Here is a 23,819-nt window from a genome sequence, read left to right as displayed (position 1 = left end):
GGAAGGGCTGTTTTGCATGTTTTATCGTGCGGCGGGGCTATTCTGCGGACGGCTGCAGCACAAATTTCTCGATGACGTGGCGTACGCCTTCCTCATTGTTAGATAGCGTGACATAGTCTGCGATGTCCTTCAGCGATTGAATCGCGTTGCCCATCGCTACGCCAAGACCGGCCGCGAGAATCATTTCGTTGTCGTTCCACGCATCGCCGAAAGCGATCGTTTGGTCCATCGTACAGCCGAGATGCTCGGCCATAAATCGAAGGGCGTGTCCCTTGGTGCCTTCTTTGTGCATGAACTCCAAATAATGCGCCTTCGACTTCGTAATGTGCACGCGATCGCCGACAAGCGGCTTTAGCTGCTCGGCTATTTCGTCGAGACGGGACGGTTCGTCGATCATAAGCAATTTGTTCATTGGAAAGTCCAGCAACTTGTTGAAGTCGGGCTCGATCTTGTACGGAATATTGGAAAGCTTGGAATACGCTTTTATTTTATCGTTATCCTCTGTACCATACAGCTCGTCATCCACATAAAGCTGCAGATGAAGACCGTTCGCTTCTGCGAAGGCGTGAATCTCCTTAGCCGCATCGATAGGTACGTTTCTCTCATATAAAACTTGTCCGTCGAGCAGCGTTTTGACGAGGGCGCCTTGATAAGTAATAATAGGAACATTGAGTTCAATTTGTTTGGCGATCTTCCGGGCAGAAGCAAACATGCGGCCGGTTGCGAGCGTTACGGTTACCCCCTGCGCAATGGCAGCCTCCATCGCACGCTTGGTGCCTTCCGTTACGGTTAGGTCATCTGTTAATAAGGTGTCGTCAACATCAATAGCGATAAGTTTATACATACTAGCAGTGAAGCTCCTCTCCAGCTCTCTAAAGTTAAGATTAGGTTGATTGTAGCTAAAATGATCCACACATACAAGACTAAACGCTAGCTTTTAAGTTAAGTTTTATAACACAAAACTTGGTTATGATTACGATGTAAGTTCTACTTCGTAAAACTTTTGAGGAGATGAACAGATGAACGATTTTACATCAGCGGCTGCAAAAAAACGATTTCTGACCTTCTGTGCGCTGGGCGTTGTATTGTTTACAGCCGTAGGCTTCGCATTGGGGCTGCTATGGATGAGTTACCGGTATCCTATGCTGAAGGAACCGGCATTCCAGCAATTTACGGTATCCTACAACAAAATTATCGATGATTATTTGAACGGCGCTGAGCCGAAAAAGCTTATTAACGGAGCGGCGGAAGGTATGGTCGCCTCGCTTGAAGACCCTTATTCCCGTTATTTGGCCGAGGAAAAAGGGAACGCTTATACAGAGTCCTATGAAGGTCAAATTTACGGGATCGGCGCGGAAATTCGCGAGGAGGAAGGACAGTTCGTAATCAGCGGGCTAACGAAAGGCGCTCCTGCCGAACGAGGAGGCTTGCTGCCGGGCGATATCATTATCTCGGTAGATAATCAGAAGCTGAGCGGCAAAACGTTTGAGGAGCTTCTGGGGATCATTAGAGGCGAAGAAGGAACATCCGTCTCGCTGCAGGTTCAGAGGCCGAATCAAACCGAGCCGATCACTCTAACGTTAAAGCGGGAAGCGATTCCGATCCATACCGTGACGTCCGAGCTGCTGGAAGGCGGAATCGGTCATGTAACGATCAGCCGTTTTGCCGAAAAAACAGCGGATGAATTTGCTGCTGCGCTCACCGAGCTGCAGGAGAAGAAGCCGCTTAAGGGCCTGCTGCTCGATATGCGTTCTAATCCCGGAGGCCTGCTTGCGCCGACCATTAAAATTGCGAGCACGCTTATTCCGAAGAATAAAGTTATTTTGAATGTCGTGTACAAAAATGAGCGTCAAACGATTACCTACAAGTCGAAGCAGGAGAAGGAATGGACGGTACCGATTGCGGTGCTCGTAAACGGACAATCTGCCAGCGCAAGCGAAGTGCTGACAGCTGCCTTGAAAGAATCGGCAGGGGCTGAGGTCATCGGAGAGAAGACATATGGCAAGGGCGTCGTTCAAGCCTTTAATCAATTTAAGGACGGCTCTGTCTTAAGCCTAACGGAAGCGCAGTGGAAGACGCCGGGAGGCACATGGATTAACAAAACAGGCGTTTCCCCGGATATTACGGTTACGCTTCCTGCGTACACGCAGCTAAGGCCGCTTGCGATTGGAACGGATATGAAGGTTGGAAGCTATGGCGAGGATGTAAAGACGCTTCAGCTGATGCTGAAAGAGCTCGGTTACACGCCTACAGGTCAGCAAGGCATGTTCGACAAGCAGACTGCCGAAGCATTAAGCAAATTCCAGTCAGCGGAGAAACTGGAAGCTACGGGCAGCTTTAATGATAAGACAGGCTACCAGCTGCTGGAGCGGCTTCGCGAGAAGCTTGGACGCGAGGACAGCCAGCTGCAAAAAGGAATTGAAGTTCTTAAAAATCGTAGTTGACAACGGGGATGATAATCATTATCATTTAATTGAAAGCAAATACTTCGTTGCGCTGCGGGGTGAGTCGGATGAAGAAGATCAAGTATTGCAAAAGGAATTTAAAGAATGGTTTAGAGCCGATTTATAAGGCAATGAAAAATCGATATCCGGATATTAAGCAGAAGAAAAGCGATTGTCTCGGCGATTGCAAAACCTGTAAGCTAGAGTGCTTTGTCGTCATTAAGTCGAAGACGGTAAGCGCGCCGTCTGCAGAGAAGCTCTACAAGCGATTAAAGAAAATGATCGGCTAGTTATTAAATATGGATACATTTACAAGAACGGCATTTGCCGTTCTTTATTTTTATGTTAGAATAAATACAATCTAGGAAAGCTGAGGTGCACGAGCATGAATGATGGACTAGCAGAAGCGTTGAATGAACAGATGAATTTTGAATTTTATTCTGCGCATGTGTATCTTGCAATGGCAGCGTATTGTTCAGGTGAGAGTCTTGATGGTTTTGCTAACTTCTTTATTGTACAAGCAGAGGAAGAACGGTTTCATGCAATGAAAATATACAAGTTTTTGAACGACCGTGGCCGTCGTGCGACGCTTTCCGCTCTAGGGGAGCCAAATAACGATTACACGTCCATTCTTGACACGTTCGAGCAAGGCTACGGGCATGAGCAGCAAAATACGAAACGCTTCTACAATTTATCCGATCTGGCGATCAACGATCGAGAGCACGCGACGATTAACTTTCTGAAATGGTTTATCGATGAGCAGGTTGAAGAAGAAGCGCTGTTCGACAGCATCATTCATAAGCTGAAGCGTATCGACAAGGACAGCAATGCATTCTATATGCTTGATGCAGAGTTTGCCGGGCGCACTTTCACGCCTCCGGCGATGTAAATCGAATCAGTTCTTAAATAGCAAATAACGAAGAGGCCGTTCACTTAGTAGATCTTTCTACCAAGTGAACGGCCTCTTTCTCATCCTGCAAAGGCGTTGACCGGAATCAACTTATGGGCCTCGGAGCTGTTATGCTTAGAAATTAACGCCGGATTCCTTTGTAGCCCAAGACTTTTTCCAAGAACGTGTTACGGCGTAGAAGATAAGTGTCGAAACTAAAACGACAGAACCAACAACAAGGAAGCCGGTAACGTGAGTGCCTGTCGATTGTTTTAATGGACCGAGTATATATTTCGGAAGCAGGAAGCCTCCAAGGCCGCCTGCAGCGCCGACGATTCCAGTAACAACTCCGATTTCCTTGGAGAAGCGTTGAGGAACGATTTGGAATACCGATCCGTTACCCATACCGAGGCAAGCCATCATCACACTTGTATAAAGAAGCATAACGAGGAAGGAACTTGGCATGGATGCGATCGCAAATGCACATATTGCAACGACGCCAAACAATAGGGTCAAGAACCGCATGCCGCCAATTTTATCCGCAATCCAGCCGCCTACAGGTCTAAAGAAGCTGCCGGCAATAACGGTAAGAGTAACCAGGTAACCTACTTGTATTTTGGTTAGGCCGCCCGATACGACCGCGTCACCGTAAACATCATAGAAGAAAATGCTGAAGTAGCTGGCAAATCCGACAAAGCCGCCGAACGTAATCATATAGAAGAAGGAGAACCACCAAGTGTCCGCATATTTAAATACGCTGAGATAATCCGCCAATGTTTTAGGCGCAGGAGCATTTGGAGCATCCTTGGCCATAATCGCAAAAACAACAAGGACAAGGATCAAAGGTATGAGTGCTAATCCAAAAACATTATGCCAACCGTAAGCTGTTGCAAGCTGAGGTCCGAAAAATGTAGCTAGTGCAGTACCGCTGTTACCTGCTCCGGCAATCCCCATCGCCAAACCTTGATATTGAGGAGGGTACCAGCGGCTTGCCAGGGAAAGTGATACTGCGAAGCTTGCGCCAGCGATACCGAGCAAGAATCCGATCGATTTCACTTCCATCAAGCTTGTTCCGCCGAGCCAGCCCCACAGAAGAGGAATAGTAGTAAGCGACATCCCGATAAGGCCTGCTTTTTTACTGCCTATACGGTCCGCCAAGATCCCCATCGGAATCCGGAAAATAGAACCGCCCAAAATCGGAATAGCTACCAGAGAAGCTTTCTGAGTGTCCGACAAACCAAAATCTTTCGTAATAAAGAGGGATAAAGCTCCGATAAACACCCAAATCATAAAGCTTACATCAAAGTAGAGAAAAGCTGACAACAAACTTGGAAAATGACCAGCCTTACGAAATCCTTTAGCATCCATTACGCATACCTCCTAAAATTGGTAAACCATTAACCCACTTCTCTTTTCCCGGCAGCAATGGGGCAAAAAGAGGCCGACTAATAGGACCGCTTAAATGCGAATCCAGATTAATCGGCCCCATTGCCATTGCAGCCACACCGTCGTGACTGACTTAATTGATGATTGATGCAGCAAAATAATCATAAAAGCCTATCCGTGCACTTTATTATAGGATAGGCTGCATCGCCGGAGGATGACACATCATTGTGTCGTCGTGCTTATAAAATTACTATAAATAGCTTTCAGGTTAATGTCAACAAATATAACATTAAAAAATTGAAAATTTATTTCCAGGTCTAATTTCTCAGCGATTTCGCGACTTTTGTGTTAGGTAAAGTTACATTAACTGATTTACTTTGATAAAAATCTGTATTTGGAGCAATATGCTTACCATATTGTCCCAATGACCGAATCTTGGAGAACTAGTGAATAAGACCTAGCTAACTTCCAACATTATACTTTCACTAGACAGATTCCGAGTGAATTAGTATAATTTTACTATATGTGAGCGGGAAAATACGATGGTATTCACACTGTTGTTAATGCCAACCCTGCATGACCTTTTGATGAAGCGGATAGACAAGTAGTTTTTTTTGTCTGGCTTCAAGAGGTTTTGCAGGGTTATTTGTATTGCGGTTGTGAAGAGCGCTGAAGTAGAGAGCGGATTAGAGATTCCTGTAGAATGCATCGGGAATCCGAAATAAAGCTTGATTTGGATGATCGGGTAATCGCCAATCAAAAGCAGCCAAGGAGTAGATTAAAATTGAAGCGTATTTTGAAATTTTGGGAACGGTTAGTGTGTAAGGTTAATACTTTAAGGATTCCTATTTTATATGCTCTTATTGGAGGGTTAGGGATATGGTTCTCCGATAAACTATTTTTCACTTTGGTATTGGATGCTAATCAAGAGATTATCGTCAACATTCATATCGTAAGGGGTTTTCTCCTTATTCTATCATCGGTCTGTATAATTTGTTTTTTGATCCATCGATCGGAGAAAACGCTAAGAGAAAGTGAAGCGCAGTTTAGATCGCTTTTTGAACATAACCCGGATGCTGTTTATTCTTTTGACCAAGAGGGTAATCTCCTTGCTGTTAATCCGATAGCGGAAATCATTACAGGGTATCATTCAGAAGAGCTGCTTGAGCAGTCATTCCGATTGTTGGTTTCAAAGGAAAGTGTGAAAAGGACAATGGAATGCTTTGAGGAATCGCTGCAGGGCAGGCCCCAAATCTATGAAATTACGATGCTTCATAAGCGTGGACATCAGGTAGAGTGTTATGCGAAAAATGTTCCGATTATTGTAAAAGATAAAATTGTAGGCGTTCACGTCATTGTTAAGGATTTAACGGAGCAAAAGAGGACGCAGGAATTGTTGCAGAAGTCGGACAGACAGGCCGTTGTTGGTAAATTGGCTGCGGGTATTGCTCATGAGATCCGAAATCCATTGACTGCGGTTAAAGGCTTTATTCAATTATTATGCAGAAGAATTGATGGGTTTCAAGATTATTTCTCTATCATGCTGCGTGAGCTGGACCGTATTGAAGTTATCGTGGGGGAGTTTTTAATTATCGCAAAGCCGCAGGTTAAACAGATCAGACTAAAGGATCCGCTCATTCTTTTGGAAGATGTCATTAAATTGCTTGATAGCCAAGCCATTATGAATAATGTTCAATTTTCGCTGGAAGCTGGTCTAGACATCCCGATGATAACATGTGAAGAGAATCATTTGAAACAGGTGTTTATAAATGTATTGGAAAACGCTATTGAATCCATGCCGTCCGGCGGGAGGGTCGAAATCAAGGTTGAGAAAAAATACGAAAAAAGTATTTTGATCCGTATCATTGATCAAGGCTGCGGGATACCTAAAGAGAGAATACCTAAACTGGGAGAACCCTTCTATACAACCAAAGAAAAAGGAACCGGACTGGGCTTGATGGTTAGCTATAAAATTATTGAAGCTCATCAGGGGCAGATAAACATCATGAGTGAAATGGGCGAAGGTGCGATCGTGGAGATCGTTTTACCGATTGAGCTTGAGAAGTCTAACTCAAATAGTGTTTCTCCAGTTGAGATGTTGTTAGTTAATGAATTTCGACATTAGATTGAAGCTCTTGCTTAGAAAGCATAAAAAAGAAAGCCCTAAAAATCTAGGCTTTCCCGATAAGTTAATGGAGGGAGGGGGCTGGATACCCCCTTTTATTTGATTTCTGCTACATTGTTAATGCGAATCCATGTCTGATCTTTGGAGCTGTCTTGCTTAGAAATTAACGCCGGATTCCTTTGTAGCCCAAGATTTTTTCCAAGAGCGTGTTACGGCGTAGAAGATAAGTGTCGAAACTAAAACGACAGAACCAACAACAAGGAAGCCGGTAACGTGAGTGCCAGTCGATTGCTTTAATGGACCGAGAATATATTTCGGGAGCAGGAAGCCTCCAAGACCGCCCGCAGCGCCGACGATTCCAGTAACAACTCCGATTTCCTTGGAGAAGCGTTGAGGAACGATTTGGAATACCGATCCGTTACCCATACCGAGGCAAGCCATCATCACACTTGTATAAAGAAGCATAACGAGGAAGGAACTTGGCATAGTAGCAACCGCAAAGGCGCAAACCGAAACGACAGCAAACAAGAGAGTCAAGAAACGCATACCGCCGATTTTATCCGCAATCCAGCCGCCTACAGGTCTAAAGAAGCTGCCGGCAATAACGGTAAGGGTAACGACGTAACCTACTTGAATTTTCGTCAGGCCGCCCGATACGACGGCGTCACCGTAAACGTCGTAGAAGAAAATGCTGAAGTAGCTGGCAAATCCGACAAAGCCGCCGAACGTAATCATATAGAAGAAGGAGAACCACCAAGTGTCCGCATATTTAAATACACTGAGGTAGTCCGCCATCGTTTTAGGCGCAGGAGCATTCGGAGCATCCTTGGCCATAATCGCAAAAACAATAAGGACAAGGATCAAAGGTATGAGTGCCAATCCAAAAACATTGTGCCAACCGTAAGCTGTTGCAAGCTGAGGTCCGAAGAATGTAGCTAGGGCAGTACCGCTGTTACCTGCTCCGGCAATCCCCATCGCCAAACCTTGATATTGCGGAGGGTACCAGCGGCTTGCCAAGGAAAGCGATACAGCGAAGCTTGCGCCAGCGATACCGAGCAAGAATCCGATCGATTTCACTTCCATCATGCTCGTTCCGCCGAGCCAGCCCCACAGAAGAGGAATAGTAGTAAGCGACATCCCGATAAGGCCTGCTTTTTTACTGCCTATACGGTCCGCCAAGATCCCCATCGGAATCCGGAAAATAGAACCGCCCAAAATCGGAATAGCTACCAGAGAAGCTTTCTGAGTGTCCGACAAACCAAAATCTTTCGTAATGAAGAGGGATAAAGCTCCGATAAACACCCAAATCATAAAGCTTACATCAAAGTAGAGAAAAGCTGACAACAAACTTGGAAAATGACCAGCCTTACGAAATCCTTTAGCATCCATTTTTCATGCCCCCTATTATTGGTATACCGTCGTTCTCTTTTCCCGGCTAAATTATAGCTTGCAGGGACAACTCGCGTTCGATGCTGCTCTCTATAATTGCTTCTTTATACAACCGCACTCTTTATTTCCCTATATTCCCTCCAGTTCCCGGTAATAATTAGGCAAAAAGGGCCGACTAATAGAACCGCACAATTGCGAATCTAGATTAATCGGCCCCGTTGCCATTGCAGCCACACCGTCGTGACTGACTTTAATGTTAATCGATGTAGGAAAAAACTCACAAAAAGCCTATCGTACAATTTGATATAGGATAGACTGCATTGCCGTAATGTGACACATCATTGTGTCGTTGTGCTTATGGAATTACTATAATTAGCTTTTTGTTTAATGTCAACAAATATAACATAGAAAATTGAAAAAAAATTTTTAGGTCTAAAATCATAGCGTTTTCATGAATTTGTGTTAGATAACTTAACATATAAGCGTTTGGAAAGAGAAAACTCCGCCGCAAGGGTAAGCGGATTGAGTGTATTGCCCTATTAGAGAATTTCTCGGAGGCGAAACTAGTTCTATAGAACTAGCTGGTTTCCAGCATTATGCTTTTACTAGACAAAATTCGAGCTGATTAGTATAATTTAACTATATACGATCGGCAAAAGTAAGAAGGTATTCACATTGCTGTTAATGCCATCTTGGGCAATGGGGCCCTGCATGACCTTTTGATTAAGCGGATAGACAAAGATGCTTTTTGTCTGGCTACAAAGAGGTTTTGCAGGGTTTTTTGTATTGCGGTTGTGAAGTGAACACTATAGGGGGATATGGAATGAAGCTGTTTCGGTCATTGACAAGTCGTTGGATGGAAGAGAAATTGGCGAGCATGGCAGTTGGTGACTTTAGTATGAATCTTTCATCGAACGGTAAAGACCATTTGTTAATGGTTGCGCTCAAAAAAACGATAAGCAGTTTAAAGGCTTTGATTCGTTTGGTGGATCGATCTTCCAAGCATTTGCACAAAAAATTGGTGGATATGAGGTCCAGATCCGAGCTGATTACCGAGCATGTGGAAGGAATCACGTCTACAATCCGGGAAATTGCGATCGGCATGCAGGATACTTCTGAGCATGCACAGAAAATGGCGGATGACATGGCACAAATTCATGCCGTTCTACAGGAAGTCGGTCAAAATAATGCCTCGCTGGTCCAGGAAGCGCTGGAATTTTCGGAGGAGGTCGCTGCTGGCAAACAAGAAATGATCTCTACGAAGGAACAAATGAATCGGATATCTGAAGAAAGCACGGACATTCATGAAGGAATGAATCAATTAAATAAAGCGCTGGGTCAAATAACCGATATTGTTCGGCTGATCGAGGAAATATCGGGCCAGACACAGCTTCTCGCTTTGAATGCGAATATTGAAGCGGCGCGGGCAGGCGAGCAAGGAAAAGGCTTCGCTGTTGTGGCGAGCGAGATTTCAAAGCTGGCTATTCAGACGAAGCAGGCTACCTTAAGCATTAATGATCAGATCCAGTGGGTAACAGGTAATGCTCAAGGGTTAAAGGCTGGAGTCGATAACTTGCATGAGGCAGTCGGTGTAGGCGTACATACGATGGAGGCGTCAGTAAACAAATATGAGGAGATGGAGATGTTCCTCGGCCGCATTTTAAACCAAATGAAGGAAGTGGATGGCCAGTTCGGAGTCATTACGGCAAACAGCTCTTCGATCGCCGATTCCCTCAATCAAACCTCAGCAATGATCGAGGAAGTGGCTGCAGGCTGCGAAGAAGTGCTCGCTTCGACGGAAATCCAGCAGGACAATATTTTGCAAATAAACGAGGACATTCGGGAGGCTACGCGCAGCAGTCTGTCGCTGCGTTCCATCGTATCGCAGTTTAAGCTTCCTTCCAAAAGCGAGTCCCATCCTCTGCAAAAGGAATTGGACCGGTGGGTGGAATGCTCTTTGGGTATCCGATCCGTCATGGTGTCCATGATTGATTCGCGGAACGCTGAGCAAATTCGCTACTGGCATCAGGAAAAAGAAGCGATGGAGAGCGAGCTGGCAGCGTGCATTCAGCAGCTTGGAGCGAAATCGGCTGACAGCAAAAACAAGGAATATTTCAGCTCATTGCAAAGTGCATGGCAGCAATTCAGCGAAGTGAAGGATCAGAATGCCAAGTGGATGCTGGAAGGCGAGTATGAAAAAGCAAAGCAGGGTCTAATCAATAAAGGCAGAGAACGGTTCAAGCGGGCAATGGATATCGTTAATGAATGGATGGAGTCTTAAGCAAGCATTGATAGAGAAAGTAATATAGAGAGATAAATAGTAATTTGGATAGCAATGTGATTTTCGAGAGAAAACATTAGGAGTGACCGTAATGAATGACTACTTGTTTTCCTTGTTTCAACGTGATTTGGTAAAGAAAGAAAGAGAATTTTTTAAAGTGATTAAGCAGCTGTCTGATACGAAACTTAATTTGGACGATCAGGTGATCGCGAATCAGAAGCTGGTGGTGGGCATTGTCGAAGCATTAAATAACGCATTAGAGGTGAAGGATCCATACACTTTGGGGCATTCCCGGCGCGTTAGTGAACTGTCATGGGAAGTTGCTAAAAGTATGGGCTTATCCTCTTCCAAATGCGAGCAGGTGCGCCTCGCTGCTCTTTTCCATGATATTGGGAAAATCGGCATCCAAGACAATATTTTACTCAAAAGCGGTCCCCTGACCACCGAGGAATTTCTTGAAATCAAGCGGCATCCCGTCGTTTCATTCAATATTCTTAAACCGGTTGATCCGTTCAATAAGTTATTGGGCGGAGTTTTGTATCACCATGAAAACTGGGATGGAACCGGATATCCGGAAGGATTGAAGGGGGAGAGCATTCCGCTTTCAGCAAGCATTATTCATGTTGCCGACTCGTATGATGCAATGACATCGCGAAGGTCTTATCATTATCCGATGTGTCCGAAGAAGGCATTGGAAGAGATCAAACGTATGAGCGGAACGCGTTACCATCCTGATGTGGTAGAACATTTCTATAAAATCAATATATCCAAAATGACGGAGAAAAAAATGGCATAACAAGCATGGCTGTATGCTTTCTAAACGGAAACCGTTCGGAGATTCTGCGAAAAGCACACTTAGATTTACAGGCAGAAATATAGCTATTATTGGAGAGATTTTATGATGAGAAGCTTGCTTTTCCCTGCCGTCGCATTAATGAACCGGCTGAAATATTTGCAGAAGTTTTTATTGATTGCTGTACTTTTTATGCTTCCTGTGGGGTTAACGATGTTTATGCTTGTCACCAATATAGACAAGGAAATCAAGTTTGCAAAAAATGAACGATTAGGGATCGAGTATAACAACGGCATTCGAAAGCTGCTGGAGCATCTCCAGCAGCACAGAGGCATGGCGAACGCAAGCTTAAATGGGGATACGTCTTTTAAGGAAGTGCTGTTGGGCAAGAGGATCGAGATAAAGGAGGACATCCGTAACCTTGACCGATTAAACCTGCAGCTGGGGAGTTATTTAGAAACAACGGCTAAATGGAAGGCGATTAAAGATAAGTGGTACATACTTGATAAAAAATCTTTTCTTCTAGGGCCGGAACAAAATGATGAATTACATACCAGGTTGATTAAAGACAATTTCGAATCGCATACCGAAATGATATCGGACCTGCTCTCCCTTATTGTTCATGTTGGGGATATCTCTAGACTTAAACTAGACCCGGGTGACGATAGCTATCTTCTAATGGACACGATCGTCAATAAGCTTCCGTTGATTATTGAATCGACAGGCCAATTAAGAGGTTTAGGCTCAGGGATTGCGGCAAAAAAGAAACTCACACCGGAAGAAAAAATTCAATTAATTATTTTAACCGGAATGGTCCAATCTGCGATAAATGATGTCAGCGGCCAAAGGAACGAATTCGTAAACCCCCATTTAAACGAACTCTTGCAGCCATATATTCTGGATCACTTTACTGCAACGAAATTATTTTTAGAGATACTTAACAATGATATTATTGATGCAAAAACGATCCATATTCAAACAGGCGAATTTTACAAGATATCAACAAACGCGATTGATTCGGGGTTTAAACTCTATGATATGGAATCCCCTCGCCTAAACAGCTTGCTAGTAGAGCGGATTCATGAATTGTCACAGAAGAAGCGTTATGTCATCGGATTTTCATTAATGATAATTTTATCTATATTTTACCTCTTTAGTGCATTTTATGAATCCATCATCCGTACTGTGTTTACGTTAAAAAAGGCATCTCTTCAATTTTCGAGAGGAGACTTATCTACACGTATTGATCTTCAGATACAAGATGAGCTGCAGCATGTAGACCATGCATTTAATACGATGGCGGATGCCTTCTCCGATATGATGGAAGAGAGAAGACGCTATGAGGAAAAGATTGAATACCATGCTTATTATGATGCATTAACCGGTTTGCCTAACCGCATTCTGTTCAACGATCGGCTTAAAATCGCATTATCCGATGCGCACGGATCCGGGAAATTGCTGGCCGTTATTTTTTTGGATCTGGATCGATTCAAGATTATTAACGATACGCTTGGTCATGAAACGGGAGACCTATTGTTGAAAGCGGTTACTGGGCGGCTGACGGAAAGTTTGCGTCAGGGCGATACGATCTCCCGAATGGGGGGGGATGAATTTTTGTTTCTGCTTCTGGAAATCGGCGGAATCAGCCAAGCGAGGATCGTTGCAGAAAAAGTAATCAACCAGTTAAAAATGCCCTTTAAGATCAATTCACATGAACTTTTCATTTCGGCGAGCCTTGGAATTAGTATGTATCCGTACGACGGGGATGAAATCGGGATATTAGTTAAAAATGCCGATATTGCCATGTACGCCGCCAAGAACCAAGGCAGAAACAACTATCGCTTTTACAATCGCGATATGAATATTAAAGCTGAAAAAACGCTGCAAATGGAAAACAGTTTGCGCAGAGCTATGGAGCGTGACGAGTTTCTTCTTTATTATCAACCCCGATTCGATTTGGCTAGCGAAAAAATTACCGGAATGGAGGCGCTGATCCGCTGGAAGCATCCGGATCTCGGCTTCGTATCCCCGGCAGATTTTATACCGCTTACCGAAGAAATGGGATTAATTATCCCGATTGGGGAGTGGGTGCTGCGTACGGCCTGTATTCAGCACAAAGCCTGGCTTACGAAGATGACTTCACCTGTAAGCTTGTCCGTTAATATTTCAGCTTTTCAATTTCAAGATAATGATTTTCTCGATACCGTCAAAAGAGTTTTGGAAGAGGTAGCCATAGCACCTCATTTATTGGAGCTCGAGTTAACGGAGAGCGTCGTTATGAATAATGGAGAAATGACCATTGTAAAGCTGAAGCAATTGAAAGAGCTGGGTATCAAAATATCTATTGATGATTTCGGTACAGGGTTCTCATCGTTAAACTATCTGAAGCACTTTCCGATAGACAGTCTAAAAATTGACCGGTCGTTTATTAAAGATATTCCCGTGGCTCCTAAAGATACGGCAATCACCAAAACGATCATTGCATTGGGGCGAAGACTCAATTTAAGAGTGATTGCTGAAGGAGTGGAAACAAAAGAACAGCTCGCATTTTTAACTTCCAGAAGATGCAACGAAGTACAGGGGTACCTGATAAGCAGGCCTTTGCCGCCTGATGAGGCGTTTGGTCTGCTGCAGGAGAATAGAGTAACAAAAGAGAAGTTCGCAGTTAGCGGGGGGTGAAAGATGCTCGAAGGAATTTTATATACTGTAACCGATTACATCGTTTATGATAGATATGTTCTTAATTGAGCTGTGATTGGAACTTCAACCTCATCAAGGCGAAGGAGTAAAACGATGAATAAACACACACCGGATATTCAACGCAGCACTGCATTTGCGGAGAAAAAAGTTACTTGGCTGGAGCTTTTTTATGATCTGCTGTTTGTAGCGGCGGTTTCAAAAGCGAGTCATGTGTTGCTGCATGTCGAACATGGTACAATTTCATTTGAATATTTAACCAAATTCGTGCTCATATTTGTTCCGATCTGGTGGGCTTGGGTGGGGCAATCTCTTTTTGTAAATCGTTTTGGACAAGATACCGCATCGCACCGGATATTTCTAATTTTACAATTATTTTTTGTATTAATCATGACGGCCAGCCTATCGGTTAATTTTGACCAGTACTATGTTTCCTTTTTTATTGGCTATGTTGGTTTAAGAGCGATGACAGCCATTCAATATCTTTCGGTACATAAAAAAGAAGTGGAACATAGAAAGATCACCGCCCGTTATTTAGGCAGCCGCTTTTGGATCGGACTGGTAATCTCTTCTTTTTCACTATTCTTTGATTCATGGATTCGTTATGCCGTTTTATATGCGGGAATTGTTGTAGACATTTTTCTCCCATTAATCGGCAGGCGATTTTTGGTGAAAACCCCCATTAATACTTATCATTTATTAGAACGCTTCTCGTTGTTTACACTGATTCTGCTAGGCGAATCTGTAATCAGCATACTCGCCGTATTGCAGTCCAGCGAGTGGACATGGCAGTCGGTTCTATTTGCGGCAATCACTTTTTTGTTAATTATTGCGATGTGGTGGCAATACTTTGACAATATTGAGAAGAAAGTGGATAAGACGATAATGACGGCCGGGCAAACCATTATTTATGGCCATCTATTCATTTATTTATCCATGTGCATGATTGCGGCTTCGATTCAATTGTTATTTATGGAACAATTAAATGATACTTTTATGTTGTGCTTTATTTTTGGATCGGTGCTGCTCTACTTCTTTTCAACTACATGGGTGTTCCATAAGTATAGGCATATTCATCTTAGACTCGGGATATATCATTTTGCGTTATTATTAGGATTACTTGGGATATTTTTTGCGTTGGATTTATTTTTCCAGACATCAAATCTTATGATCATTGGAGAAGTGGCGGTATTCTTTGTGGTATATGCTAAATTAACGACATGAGCTTACAATATTTGAAGGGCTGCCGGTTGGCAGCCCTTTTCTTTTTTTATTCAACTGCCGCTGACAAGTATATTCGTTAATTGATTTAAGTTGCCCACAACCAGGTCCGGTGTCACATCTAATTCATCAAAGATCGTATTAATCCGGTTGACCCAACAAACCTTAAAGCCGAAATTTTTTGCGCCAGCCGCATCAAATGAATTGGCTGATATAAACAGAACTTCTTCTTTTCTGATATTTAGATTAGTTAGGGCAAGTTGGTATACCCCCGGAAAAGGTTTATAAATTTTTAATACATCCACGCTGATTACAGCGGCAAAAATATGGTTTAGCCCCGCATGATTCACCATCGAATGCAGCATATGGGGAGCGGCGTTGGAGAGGATTGCCAAGGTATAATGTCTTAATCGATTTAAAGCTGCGGGTACGTCGGGAAAGGGCTTTAAAAACAAATATTCATTAAGAAGAATGGTTCGGATTTCGGCATCGGACTGTAAGTTTAATGTTTTTAGAGTATACTCCAGAGAATCGTCCGTGACCTTCCAAAAATCTTCATAGCGTCCCATTAATGAACGCAGCCAGGTATATTCCAGCTGTTTCCGCCTCCACAGTTCGCTTATCTTTTTTCCTTCACCGGGGAATAATCGCTCTGCCATTGTGATGACGGAATTTACATCAAACAAAGTGCCATACGCATCAAAAACGATCGTTTTAATCGTATGCATGTTCTTCCCTCCAATGACGTCCTTCCGGCTGAAATAGCCATTATATAAAAATATCCGCACAGCTTATCCGTTATTCATAAGTTTTTGGACTCGTCATGTATCCAAATCGTAATCTATGCGTCTTTGTAAATGCGCTGACACGGACCATTTTTTAGTTAGTCTTTACATGGAAAAATGTTCATATGATAAAAGTGGAGAAGGTACCGGAAATAGAAATCCAGTTTTAAAACGGGGGAGGATGTTATGGCATATTCCAAACTTGACTCAAATGCCCCGGACCATGGATCTTTAATGAGTGAAGGTTTCTGCCCCGCAGGCCCTGACTACTTTTTGAATACGTGGATCCCGCTCGTTTCACTGGAAGACATGCAAAAAAACGAATACGATGTTTTAATTGTCGGCAGCGGTGCTGGAGGAGGCTCAGCGCTCTGGCGGATTTGCCAGCAATGGAGCAAGAAAATCAAAAAAATTGGCGTTATCGAAGCGGGTAATCTTCTTTTGCCGACGCATGTGAATAATATCCCGACATTAGCAGGTCATGTAGACAACTACATGCTGAATCCGCGGATCACAAATCCGATCGGAGCGCCAGATCTGCCCGGAGACAGAGAAGCCATTGCATTTGGCGGAAAGTCGCTTTTTTGGGCAGGCCATTCTATCCGTTTTCAGCCGTTTGAATATGCGGATTGGCCCGTTACGCAGAAGGAAATGGAGTATTATTACAACATTGCCGAACAAGTCATGAACGTCTCGGTGCCTCCGCGCACCTCGGGAACGGAACAATTTTTGAACCGCTTATGGGCGTATGGTTACACTAAGGCAATGGAAATTCCGAACGCGGGATCATTAGGGCTTCAAGAAGGCCGTATACAGGAGCAGGTCAGATACAGTTCTCTGGTAGCAATTGGGAAAGCGATAAATTTAAGTCCCGTTGATATTACCGTGAACGCTCGCGCCGTACAAATAAAGCCTTATCAAGGAGGCGGAATCGGTGTAATCGCAGCCACCCCGGATCAAAGGCGGTTCGAAGTGCGCTCTCGTGTCGTCATTCTTGCAGCTAATGCGTTCCAGACGCCGCGGCTGCTGCTCTCGTCCGGCATTCAAGGCAAGGCTATCGGACATTTCTTGGTCCATCATCCTTTTATCGTTGCAACGCTCAAAGCAAAGCCGTCGAACCCCGTTCCTGCGTTTCAACCCGTATTTATCCCCCAGCAGCCTGACAGGCTTAACCACAAAAATATGTACTCTGGACCGGAAGGGATTACATTGACGCTATTTACGAAGGTGGAATCCCGCTATCCGAACAGCATTTCGCTGGACTACAGCAGGCTAAACGCCTACAGTCAGCCTCTTATTTCAACCCGCTTTCATCCAAGCGACCGGGACCGCAGCATATTTGCACAAGCAGTTGATGAGATTCCAACCTTCGCGAATCAATTAGACATATCGATCGAATCCGTGTGCACCAAAATTCCGGGAAGCGATTATCATGTGGCCGCAACATGCCGCATGGGGGATGATTGGAACACCTCGGCTACTAATCGTCATGGGCAAGTTCACGGTATTAAAGGTCTTTTTGTTGCTGACAATAGTGTGCTTCCGAGTATTGGAGCGACCAATCCTACATTGACGACTGTGGCGCTGGCCATCCGCACTGCCGATTACATTTCTCAGCTGCAGATTTGATAAGGACACCAGCCTCCTGCCAAAAGGGGAAATGATATGCCTGACAAGAATGCGTCGCTGAAACCGTTCCATATCGTATTTATTGCGGCGGAAGTCGAATATCAATCACAGCACACCCTTGCGATGATCGCCAAAGAAGCATGGACTTTCAAGAACGATTTCGGAGGATGCACATTCATGACGACGCTTGGCCATCCGGAGGATTTTCAAGAGCCTTCCTTTCGCAGGCTTGTGAGGAAGCTCATACTATATGGAAGATAACGAAACCTGTGAATGGTTTCTGTAAATAAGATCCATAATTACACTAAGCAAAATAGTCATTAGATTTAAACAGTGGGACTTGCCCCTGAAAATTTCGCAATGGCAATTAATTAGCATACGACAAATATAAATCCGGAAAGTATGAGAAATGATGAATAAAGGCATGGTTTTTATTTTCTTGTCGGCTATTCTATTCATCCTTCCAGGCTGCTGGAACAAAGAGGAGCTGGATGAATCCGGTTTTGCGATGGCAATTGCGCTGGATCAGGGTAAGGATGGGATACTCGAATTAACGACACAAATATACCGTCCGACTAACTCGAAAAGCGTTAGTGGAGGTCAGTTAAAACAAGAAAAGAATCTTCTGATCAGGACGTCGGATGATTCTGTGTTAGAAGCGATCCGTGACATCCCGCTGCATTTGGGCAGAAAAGCCAAGTGGAGTCATTTGCGTATTATTGTAATAGGAGAGAAGCTTGCCGCTGCAACCGACGTCGGTAAGCTGATTGACTATTTTTACCGTGATCATGAGCCGCGGCATACGGTATCTATCATGATCTCGAAAGGGCGTGCGGAAAAAGTATTGGAAAAGACGCCGGACATTGAGAAGACGATAGGCCAGCAGCTTATGTTGACTAAGCAAGTATCCTTCAAAAAATCCGCGAAATCGATGGATACCACACTGCTCAAATTAGCGCTGCAAATGAAAAGCCCGGAGGGGGATGCCTCTATTACCTATGTTTATGAAGACAAGAACAAAAAGGATGTTTTAAACGCGACCGGTCTTGCCCTTCTGAAAAAAGGTAAAATGATGGGTATCTTGTCATCAAAAAAAGTGGAGGGTCTGGTCATGCTGCGAAATGAGATTGTATCCGGGATTGTCGAAATCCCTTGTCCAGGCAAAAAGCTTGAAACGGAGTCACTTGAAATTCTTAACTTCAAAACGAAATTGAAGCCGAAGCTGATAGGAAATAAGGTAAGCGTACAGGTCAAGTCTGAGGTGCAGGGGGCAGTCGGGGAATTGAAGTGTACAATCATTAAGACAAGAAAAGATGAAGCTGAATTCACTCATAAAATGGAAAACCAGATCAAACATCAAATGCTGGAGACAGTCTATGATCTTCAAAAGAAAAAAGTCGATATCATTGGGATTGGCAACAAGATTGCAAGTTCGGACCCGAAAAAATGGAAAAAAATGAAAGGGACCTGGGACAAGCAATATGCGGAAATTCCTTTCGATATCCATGTTAAATTACAGCTAGAGACGACCGGAACAGTAATTGGAAGACCGGCTGTATCGGGGGAAGAACGATAAATAGTGATGTACAGGCTAACCTATTCCGGATTGCCGCTTTCTTACGCCCCCTGCGGAGCGCTATTTATTTCTGTTGAGAGATGGTTTATCATTTGTCCTATTACTGCGATAAGAGCCGGAGGAGCAAATGATGAACCAGAAACGGAAAAAAAACTTTATGCCCTTCACTTATAAGATGATGATTCCATACCTCATATTGGTGTTAATGACCGACGTATTTATCGGCTATATATCCTATTCGATGCTGATTCAATCGAGGACCGAAATGGCCGAAACCAATATTCGCACCGCGATGGAACAGACTCGAAATAATTTAAAATACCAGCTGGATGAAATCCAACGAATGTCCGATACCTTTTTCGGGAGTCAGCCCTTTCAGCGCGCGCTTCAGAAAAAAGGAGATCCTTTGGAAGTTTATTTGACTATGCTGGATGAGATTGTTCCGCAAATGCAAGCGCCGCTGCACTTGTTCGGAAATCATATCCGCCTGGCCGTATATGCGACGAACGAGAATCTTAACTATATTCTTGGCGACAATATGGCGGAGCAGATAGAGGAAAGCGATTATTACGTGCTCCCGTTTACCGATATTGCGGATAGCAGGTGGTATCGTTCCCTTCAAAGCTCTGGAAAAGATAACTTATGGCTGCAGATCGATACAGATCAGAATCTGGACAATATTTCACATATTCGCAGGCTGGTATCCTATAACGACTATAAGACTACGATTGGTTACATCAGAATAACAACCCGATTGGATGATCTGCTAGGCGATTTCAATACGTTCCCGGTTGAAGAAGGTATTGTCCTGCGTCTGCTTGAAGAAGCTTCTGGTACTAACCTGTATCAAAGCGGTGAAACGAGAGAACCGGTCAGCCCGGACTCCTACCTTATATTGAGGGAAAGTGTTCCCGGGACGGGATTTGTCATTGAGACGCTTGTCCCTTACTCGTACCTTGCCAAAGACGCCAGCCGGCTGCAGTCCGCTATTTTTACAGTATGCGCAATCAGCTTCCTCGTTATGGCCTTTATCGGCTTTATTGTGGCGCGATTGTCCGGGCGCAAGATGAAACGGATCGTAACGTTTCTGCGTTCTTTCCAGGAAGATAATTTCCAGAAGAGGCTGCGCTTCAGCGGAAACGATGAGTTTGTCCATATTGCCGATGCTTATAATATTATGGCATCCAATATTCAGGAGCTCATTAAGAGTGTCTATTTGCAGGGGATTCAGAAGAAGCAGGCGGAGCTTGAGGCGCTGCAGGCGCAGATCAATCCCCATTTTTTATATAACACGCTTTCAACCATAAGCAGTTTGGCCAATCTCGGGGAAACGCAGAAGGTAACGGGCATGGTTAGCGGTCTGGCGAAATTTTACAGGCTGTCATTAAACCAAGGGAACGTTTATATTCCTCTCATGAAAGAGCTGGAACAGATCGAGACCTATTTGGATATTCAAAGAATCAAGTATGCCGATGCTTTCAGTGTTTATTTCGATATCGATTCGGAGATCGCCGGCTGTCAGGTTATTAAATTGATATTACAACCCTTCGTTGAAAATATTTTTAAGCATGCTTGGTTTGGTGACCGGATTGCGATTCGTATTACCGGCAGGCGTATTGGACCAAACATCGAGCTCAAGGTCATCGACAACGGAATTGGCATGAAGCCGGATATGGTGAAGCATCTTCTGGTCGGGCCGAGCCAATCGGATAGCTATGGACTGAAAAATGTGGATGACCGTATAAAGCTCAGGTACGGCGATGAGTTTGGCATTCAAATCGGGAGCGTCTACGGTGGGGGAACTACGGTGAGAATCAGGCTTCCGTTCGATCTGGGCGATAAATATCATGACGGTGAGAGTGAGAGATAAGGCGTTAGGCGTTCATAACAGCAAAGGGGCACAGGCAGCGATGAATATTTTGTTGGTTGATGATGAGGCGGTCGATCTTGAATGGCTCCGCCGCAGGGTGGTTAACAATCATTTAGCTTTAAATGTGATCGGAACAGCTAACAGCGGATTTAGCGCATTAAAGATTTTGGAGTCGGAGCATGTGGATATTATTTTATCCGATATCCGGATGCCGATCATGAGCGGAATGGATTTTGCGCGCAGGGTTAGGGAGCTCCATCCTCATGTTCAAATCGTATTTATTAGCGGGCATGAGGATTTCAGCTATGCCAAAGAGGCGATTCAAATCAATGCTTCCGGCTATCTGTTGAAGCCCGTAGACGATGCTGAGCTGTACGACATGCTCGCCTCTTTATGCGATAAGGTGGAAAAGGAAAGGGAACAAACCCGCAGTGTGGCAAAGGCCTTATCACTTGTAAATCAGGAGCTGCTTTTGCGCTGGTTCAATGACCCGTCACTCGGAGAAGCTAGCGAGCACCACGTCAGACAATTTCTGGAGCCGCAGCTGAAATTCGGTACGGCCGTGGCCATTATTGAAACCGATGATGTGGAATGGAAAATTCCGGAGGAAGAAAGACGGGCCTTCATGACGAATGTTTCACAATTTATCGAAGAATTTATAAAGAAAAACGGCTTGGGCACATTGATTATTAGTCACGATTATCGGTTTATCATACTGTCGGCAGTTAAGGAGGATCATTTCACAGCGTTGCTCGAGGAACTCATTCATGCGGTTCGCCAATCATTCCCCGTTACGATAACGATCGGTGCCGGTTTTTACACGTATGAGATGAGTCAACTCCACAAGTCCTATCAACAAGCGCTAGCTGCCTTAAGCGCGAAGTGGCTGCTGGGGAAAAATCGTTTGATTAAAGATGTCACTGCATTAACACAGACAGGAGTTTTCACTCCCAATTTAGACAAGAACGTCGAGAAGATGCTTGAGGCCATTCTGGAATATGATTTAGTTACGATTGACGATTGCTTGCTAATGCTATTTAACCGTCATGTGCCTCTGTCCCATAAGAGCGACATTTATGATCTTATTATTCGAATCACGTCTAAGCTTCATGCAGAATTGCTGCAGAAAAACGAAAATCTGTATGAGCTGCTCAAATGGGAATCGCACCAGCCGGCCGTTCTGTTTCAATTTGAGACGATGGATGATATCCTCTCATGGCTAAGACGGAGATTTTTCGAATTATCGGAGTTCCTGTATGTTAAGAAGCAAAAGCAAAAGCGTAAGCTGATCGAAGAAATTATGAAATATATCGACGAAGGGCTGGAGCAGCGCATTACGCTCAAGGAAGTTGCGGCCTTCTTTGATTTTACGCCGAATTATCTCGGAACGTTGTTCAAAGAGGAAACAGGTATGCTGTTCAGCGATTTTTTGAACGAGAGGCGGATGAACCGGGTATGCGAGCTTCTTGCCGATCCTACGCTCAAAATATACGAGATCGCCGACCGGGTAGGCTATAAAAATATTATTTATTTCAACCGCCAGTTTAAACAGTCGACGGGAATGACGCCGGGAGAATACCGTAAAAAACATAAAATATAGCCGGAATGAAAAACGTAAGCCCGTGTCGTAACCGATAGCGGGCTTTTTGCTGTCAGGCCAACGGATATAAACTTCTTTGTTTCAAATCGTAGATTATGTATTACTTTTAGTTGTTTGCCTTCATTATCGCGCTCCGGACTTCTTTATATAATGAGTACACACAAAGAGTTACGGGAGGAGAGTACAAATGAACCGACATGGATTTTGGGACGACGTACGAAAATATAAAACGCTGCTGCTCATGCTGACACCGGCGGTCCTGTTTTTTATATTGTTCGCTTATGTGCCAATGGCCGGTATCGTGCTTGCTTTTAAACAGTTTAATTACGGCGGGGGGATATTCGGAAGCCCTTGGAACGGGCTGGACAATTTCCGGTTTTTCTTCGAATCGGGCAATGCATGGATTGTAACGAGAAATACCGCTCTTTACAATATTGCGTTTATTATCGTAAATAATGTGCTGCAAATCGCCGCGGCAATCCTATTATTCGAAGCGGTGGGCAAATGGTTCCGTAAGTTATCACAAACCGTTATGTTTCTGCCATACTTCATTTCATGGGTCGTCGTAGGCGCTATCGCATATAACCTGTTCAACTACGATGTAGGAACGTTGAACTCCATCCTGACAGCGATTGGCCTCGAGCGGATTGACATCTACAATACGCCTGCCTACTGGCCTTTCATTCTCGTATTCGTATCTGCATGGAAGGCGCTCGGCTATGGCTCGGTTATGTATCTGGCGGCGATCACCGGCATTGATACGGAAATGTACGAGGCGGCCGAAATCGACGGCGCGAACGTTTTCCAGCGGATTATCCATATTACGATTCCTAACCTGTATCCAACGATTATTATTTTGGTACTGCTTGCTGTCGGCAACATCTTTAGAGGCGACTTCGGAATGTTCTACAACATGGTGGGCAATAACGGATTGCTGTTCTCGTCAACCGACGTCATTGACACCTTCGTATTCCGGTCACTGACGACATCGAATGAAATCGGACTGTCGGCCGCCGCGGGCTTTTTTCAATCCGTTCTTGGTTTTGCAACGATCCTGCTGGCAAACTACGCGGTACGTAAATATGACAAAGATCACGCTTTGTTCTAAAACGGAGGGATGACCATGAGTACTGT

The 23,819-nt window shown here is 44.3% G+C and carries 18 protein-coding genes; 14 read left to right on the top strand and 4 right to left on the bottom strand.

Going from position 1 to position 23,819, the window contains the following annotated elements; translation table 11 throughout:
- Positions 1 to 37: 37 nt before the first annotated feature.
- Positions 38 to 844 carry a Cof-type HAD-IIB family hydrolase gene (locus tag AC0YNZ_RS18405; RefSeq protein WP_475828002.1) on the bottom strand — a complete coding sequence of 269 codons (807 nt, stop codon included), beginning with the start codon at positions 842 to 844 and terminating at the stop codon, positions 38 to 40.
- A gap of 175 nt (positions 845 to 1,019) precedes the next feature.
- Between AC0YNZ_RS18405 and AC0YNZ_RS18400 the strand changes: the two genes are divergently transcribed.
- The 3 genes from AC0YNZ_RS18400 to AC0YNZ_RS18390 all read left to right on the top strand — a co-directional run bounded on the left by AC0YNZ_RS18400 (position 1,020) and on the right by AC0YNZ_RS18390 (position 3,333).
- On the top strand, positions 1,020 to 2,444 hold the full coding sequence (locus AC0YNZ_RS18400) for a S41 family peptidase (RefSeq protein WP_475828001.1): 1,425 nt from the start codon (positions 1,020 to 1,022) through the stop codon (positions 2,442 to 2,444).
- A 68-nt stretch (positions 2,445 to 2,512) separates the two neighbouring features.
- Positions 2,513 to 2,734, top strand: coding sequence for a DUF1450 domain-containing protein (locus AC0YNZ_RS18395; protein ID WP_110773373.1), 222 nt, complete (start codon positions 2,513 to 2,515; stop codon positions 2,732 to 2,734).
- Positions 2,735 to 2,829: 95 nt separating this feature from the next.
- Positions 2,830 to 3,333: a ferritin gene (locus tag AC0YNZ_RS18390; protein WP_475828000.1), complete on the top strand. Its 504-nt coding sequence runs from the start codon at positions 2,830 to 2,832 to the stop codon at positions 3,331 to 3,333.
- 135 nt (positions 3,334 to 3,468) lie between these two features.
- Here AC0YNZ_RS18390 and AC0YNZ_RS18385 read toward each other — a convergent pair whose 3' ends face one another.
- On the bottom strand, positions 3,469 to 4,701 hold the full coding sequence (locus AC0YNZ_RS18385; RefSeq protein ID WP_475827999.1) for an MFS transporter: 1,233 nt from the start codon (positions 4,699 to 4,701) through the stop codon (positions 3,469 to 3,471).
- A gap of 802 nt (positions 4,702 to 5,503) precedes the next feature.
- Between AC0YNZ_RS18385 and AC0YNZ_RS18380 the strand changes: the two genes are divergently transcribed.
- Positions 5,504 to 6,844, top strand: a complete 1,341-nt coding sequence (locus tag AC0YNZ_RS18380) for an ATP-binding protein (RefSeq protein ID WP_475827998.1) — start codon at positions 5,504 to 5,506, stop codon at positions 6,842 to 6,844.
- A gap of 156 nt (positions 6,845 to 7,000) precedes the next feature.
- Here AC0YNZ_RS18380 and AC0YNZ_RS18375 read toward each other — a convergent pair whose 3' ends face one another.
- Entirely contained in the window at positions 7,001 to 8,233 is a 1,233-nt protein-coding gene (locus AC0YNZ_RS18375; protein WP_475827997.1) for an MFS transporter, read from the bottom strand.
- Positions 8,234 to 9,056: 823 nt separating this feature from the next.
- On the opposite strand from AC0YNZ_RS18375, the gene AC0YNZ_RS18370 reads away from it, so the two are divergent.
- The 4 genes from AC0YNZ_RS18370 to AC0YNZ_RS18355 all read left to right on the top strand — a co-directional run bounded on the left by AC0YNZ_RS18370 (position 9,057) and on the right by AC0YNZ_RS18355 (position 15,228).
- Entirely contained in the window at positions 9,057 to 10,514 is a 1,458-nt protein-coding gene (locus tag AC0YNZ_RS18370) for a methyl-accepting chemotaxis protein (protein ID WP_475827996.1), read from the top strand.
- 91 nt (positions 10,515 to 10,605) lie between these two features.
- Positions 10,606 to 11,310, top strand: a complete 705-nt coding sequence (locus tag AC0YNZ_RS18365; RefSeq protein WP_475827995.1) for an HD-GYP domain-containing protein — start codon at positions 10,606 to 10,608, stop codon at positions 11,308 to 11,310.
- A gap of 102 nt (positions 11,311 to 11,412) precedes the next feature.
- Positions 11,413 to 13,986, top strand: a complete 2,574-nt coding sequence (locus AC0YNZ_RS18360) for an EAL domain-containing protein (protein ID WP_475827994.1) — start codon at positions 11,413 to 11,415, stop codon at positions 13,984 to 13,986.
- Positions 13,987 to 14,100: 114 nt separating this feature from the next.
- Positions 14,101 to 15,228 (top strand): low temperature requirement protein A, encoded by a 1,128-nt coding sequence (locus AC0YNZ_RS18355; protein WP_475827993.1) that lies wholly within the window; start codon positions 14,101 to 14,103, stop codon positions 15,226 to 15,228.
- A 50-nt stretch (positions 15,229 to 15,278) separates the two neighbouring features.
- Here the strand turns inward: AC0YNZ_RS18355 and AC0YNZ_RS18350 are convergent, their stop codons facing one another.
- Complete coding sequence (locus AC0YNZ_RS18350) at positions 15,279 to 15,953, bottom strand: haloacid dehalogenase type II (protein WP_475827992.1); 675 nt, start codon at positions 15,951 to 15,953, stop codon at positions 15,279 to 15,281.
- Between the two features lie 243 nt (positions 15,954 to 16,196).
- Between AC0YNZ_RS18350 and AC0YNZ_RS18345 the strand changes: the two genes are divergently transcribed.
- From AC0YNZ_RS18345 to AC0YNZ_RS18320, 6 genes are all read left to right on the top strand, one after another.
- Positions 16,197 to 17,639: a GMC oxidoreductase gene (locus tag AC0YNZ_RS18345; RefSeq protein WP_475827991.1), complete on the top strand. Its 1,443-nt coding sequence runs from the start codon at positions 16,197 to 16,199 to the stop codon at positions 17,637 to 17,639.
- Between the two features lie 36 nt (positions 17,640 to 17,675).
- On the top strand, positions 17,676 to 17,900 hold the full coding sequence (locus AC0YNZ_RS18340; RefSeq protein WP_475827990.1) for a hypothetical protein: 225 nt from the start codon (positions 17,676 to 17,678) through the stop codon (positions 17,898 to 17,900).
- Positions 17,901 to 18,048: 148 nt separating this feature from the next.
- Positions 18,049 to 19,215: a Ger(x)C family spore germination protein gene (locus tag AC0YNZ_RS18335; protein WP_475827989.1), complete on the top strand. Its 1,167-nt coding sequence runs from the start codon at positions 18,049 to 18,051 to the stop codon at positions 19,213 to 19,215.
- 127 nt (positions 19,216 to 19,342) lie between these two features.
- The gene (locus AC0YNZ_RS18330; protein ID WP_475827988.1) at positions 19,343 to 21,085 is read left to right on the top strand and encodes a sensor histidine kinase; all 1,743 of its coding nucleotides are present in this window, start codon (positions 19,343 to 19,345) and stop codon (positions 21,083 to 21,085) included.
- Positions 21,063 to 22,685, top strand: a complete 1,623-nt coding sequence (locus tag AC0YNZ_RS18325) for a response regulator (protein ID WP_475827987.1) — start codon at positions 21,063 to 21,065, stop codon at positions 22,683 to 22,685. Before AC0YNZ_RS18330 ends, AC0YNZ_RS18325 begins: the two co-directional genes overlap by 23 nt.
- A gap of 187 nt (positions 22,686 to 22,872) precedes the next feature.
- Positions 22,873 to 23,793, top strand: coding sequence for an ABC transporter permease (locus tag AC0YNZ_RS18320; RefSeq protein ID WP_475827986.1), 921 nt, complete (start codon positions 22,873 to 22,875; stop codon positions 23,791 to 23,793).
- Positions 23,794 to 23,819 lie beyond the last annotated feature (26 nt).

Source organism: Paenibacillus sp. J2L1-98 (genome assembly GCF_056269405.1).
Note: the sequence above shows the minus strand (reverse complement) of the source record. Positions and strands in the feature narration are given on the sequence as shown.

What these genes read in the sequence shown, in the direction of transcription:
- AC0YNZ_RS18405 (WP_475828002.1), bottom strand. Translation starts at nt 844, where the DNA reads ATGTATAAACTTATCGCTATTGATGTTGACGACACCTTATTAACAGAT.
- AC0YNZ_RS18400 (WP_475828001.1), top strand. Translation starts at nt 1,020, where the DNA reads ATGAACGATTTTACATCAGCGGCTGCAAAAAAACGATTTCTGACCTTC.
- AC0YNZ_RS18395 (WP_110773373.1), top strand. Translation starts at nt 2,513, where the DNA reads ATGAAGAAGATCAAGTATTGCAAAAGGAATTTAAAGAATGGTTTAGAG.
- AC0YNZ_RS18390 (WP_475828000.1), top strand. Translation starts at nt 2,830, where the DNA reads ATGAATGATGGACTAGCAGAAGCGTTGAATGAACAGATGAATTTTGAA.
- AC0YNZ_RS18385 (WP_475827999.1), bottom strand. Translation starts at nt 4,701, where the DNA reads ATGGATGCTAAAGGATTTCGTAAGGCTGGTCATTTTCCAAGTTTGTTG.
- AC0YNZ_RS18375 (WP_475827997.1), bottom strand. Translation starts at nt 8,233, where the DNA reads ATGGATGCTAAAGGATTTCGTAAGGCTGGTCATTTTCCAAGTTTGTTG.
- AC0YNZ_RS18370 (WP_475827996.1), top strand. Translation starts at nt 9,057, where the DNA reads ATGAAGCTGTTTCGGTCATTGACAAGTCGTTGGATGGAAGAGAAATTG.
- AC0YNZ_RS18365 (WP_475827995.1), top strand. Translation starts at nt 10,606, where the DNA reads ATGAATGACTACTTGTTTTCCTTGTTTCAACGTGATTTGGTAAAGAAA.
- AC0YNZ_RS18360 (WP_475827994.1), top strand. Translation starts at nt 11,413, where the DNA reads ATGATGAGAAGCTTGCTTTTCCCTGCCGTCGCATTAATGAACCGGCTG.
- AC0YNZ_RS18355 (WP_475827993.1), top strand. Translation starts at nt 14,101, where the DNA reads ATGAATAAACACACACCGGATATTCAACGCAGCACTGCATTTGCGGAG.
- AC0YNZ_RS18350 (WP_475827992.1), bottom strand. Translation starts at nt 15,953, where the DNA reads ATGCATACGATTAAAACGATCGTTTTTGATGCGTATGGCACTTTGTTT.
- AC0YNZ_RS18345 (WP_475827991.1), top strand. Translation starts at nt 16,197, where the DNA reads ATGGCATATTCCAAACTTGACTCAAATGCCCCGGACCATGGATCTTTA.
- AC0YNZ_RS18340 (WP_475827990.1), top strand. Translation starts at nt 17,676, where the DNA reads ATGCCTGACAAGAATGCGTCGCTGAAACCGTTCCATATCGTATTTATT.
- AC0YNZ_RS18335 (WP_475827989.1), top strand. Translation starts at nt 18,049, where the DNA reads ATGATGAATAAAGGCATGGTTTTTATTTTCTTGTCGGCTATTCTATTC.
- AC0YNZ_RS18330 (WP_475827988.1), top strand. Translation starts at nt 19,343, where the DNA reads ATGATGAACCAGAAACGGAAAAAAAACTTTATGCCCTTCACTTATAAG.
- AC0YNZ_RS18325 (WP_475827987.1), top strand. Translation starts at nt 21,063, where the DNA reads ATGACGGTGAGAGTGAGAGATAAGGCGTTAGGCGTTCATAACAGCAAA.
- AC0YNZ_RS18320 (WP_475827986.1), top strand. Translation starts at nt 22,873, where the DNA reads ATGAACCGACATGGATTTTGGGACGACGTACGAAAATATAAAACGCTG.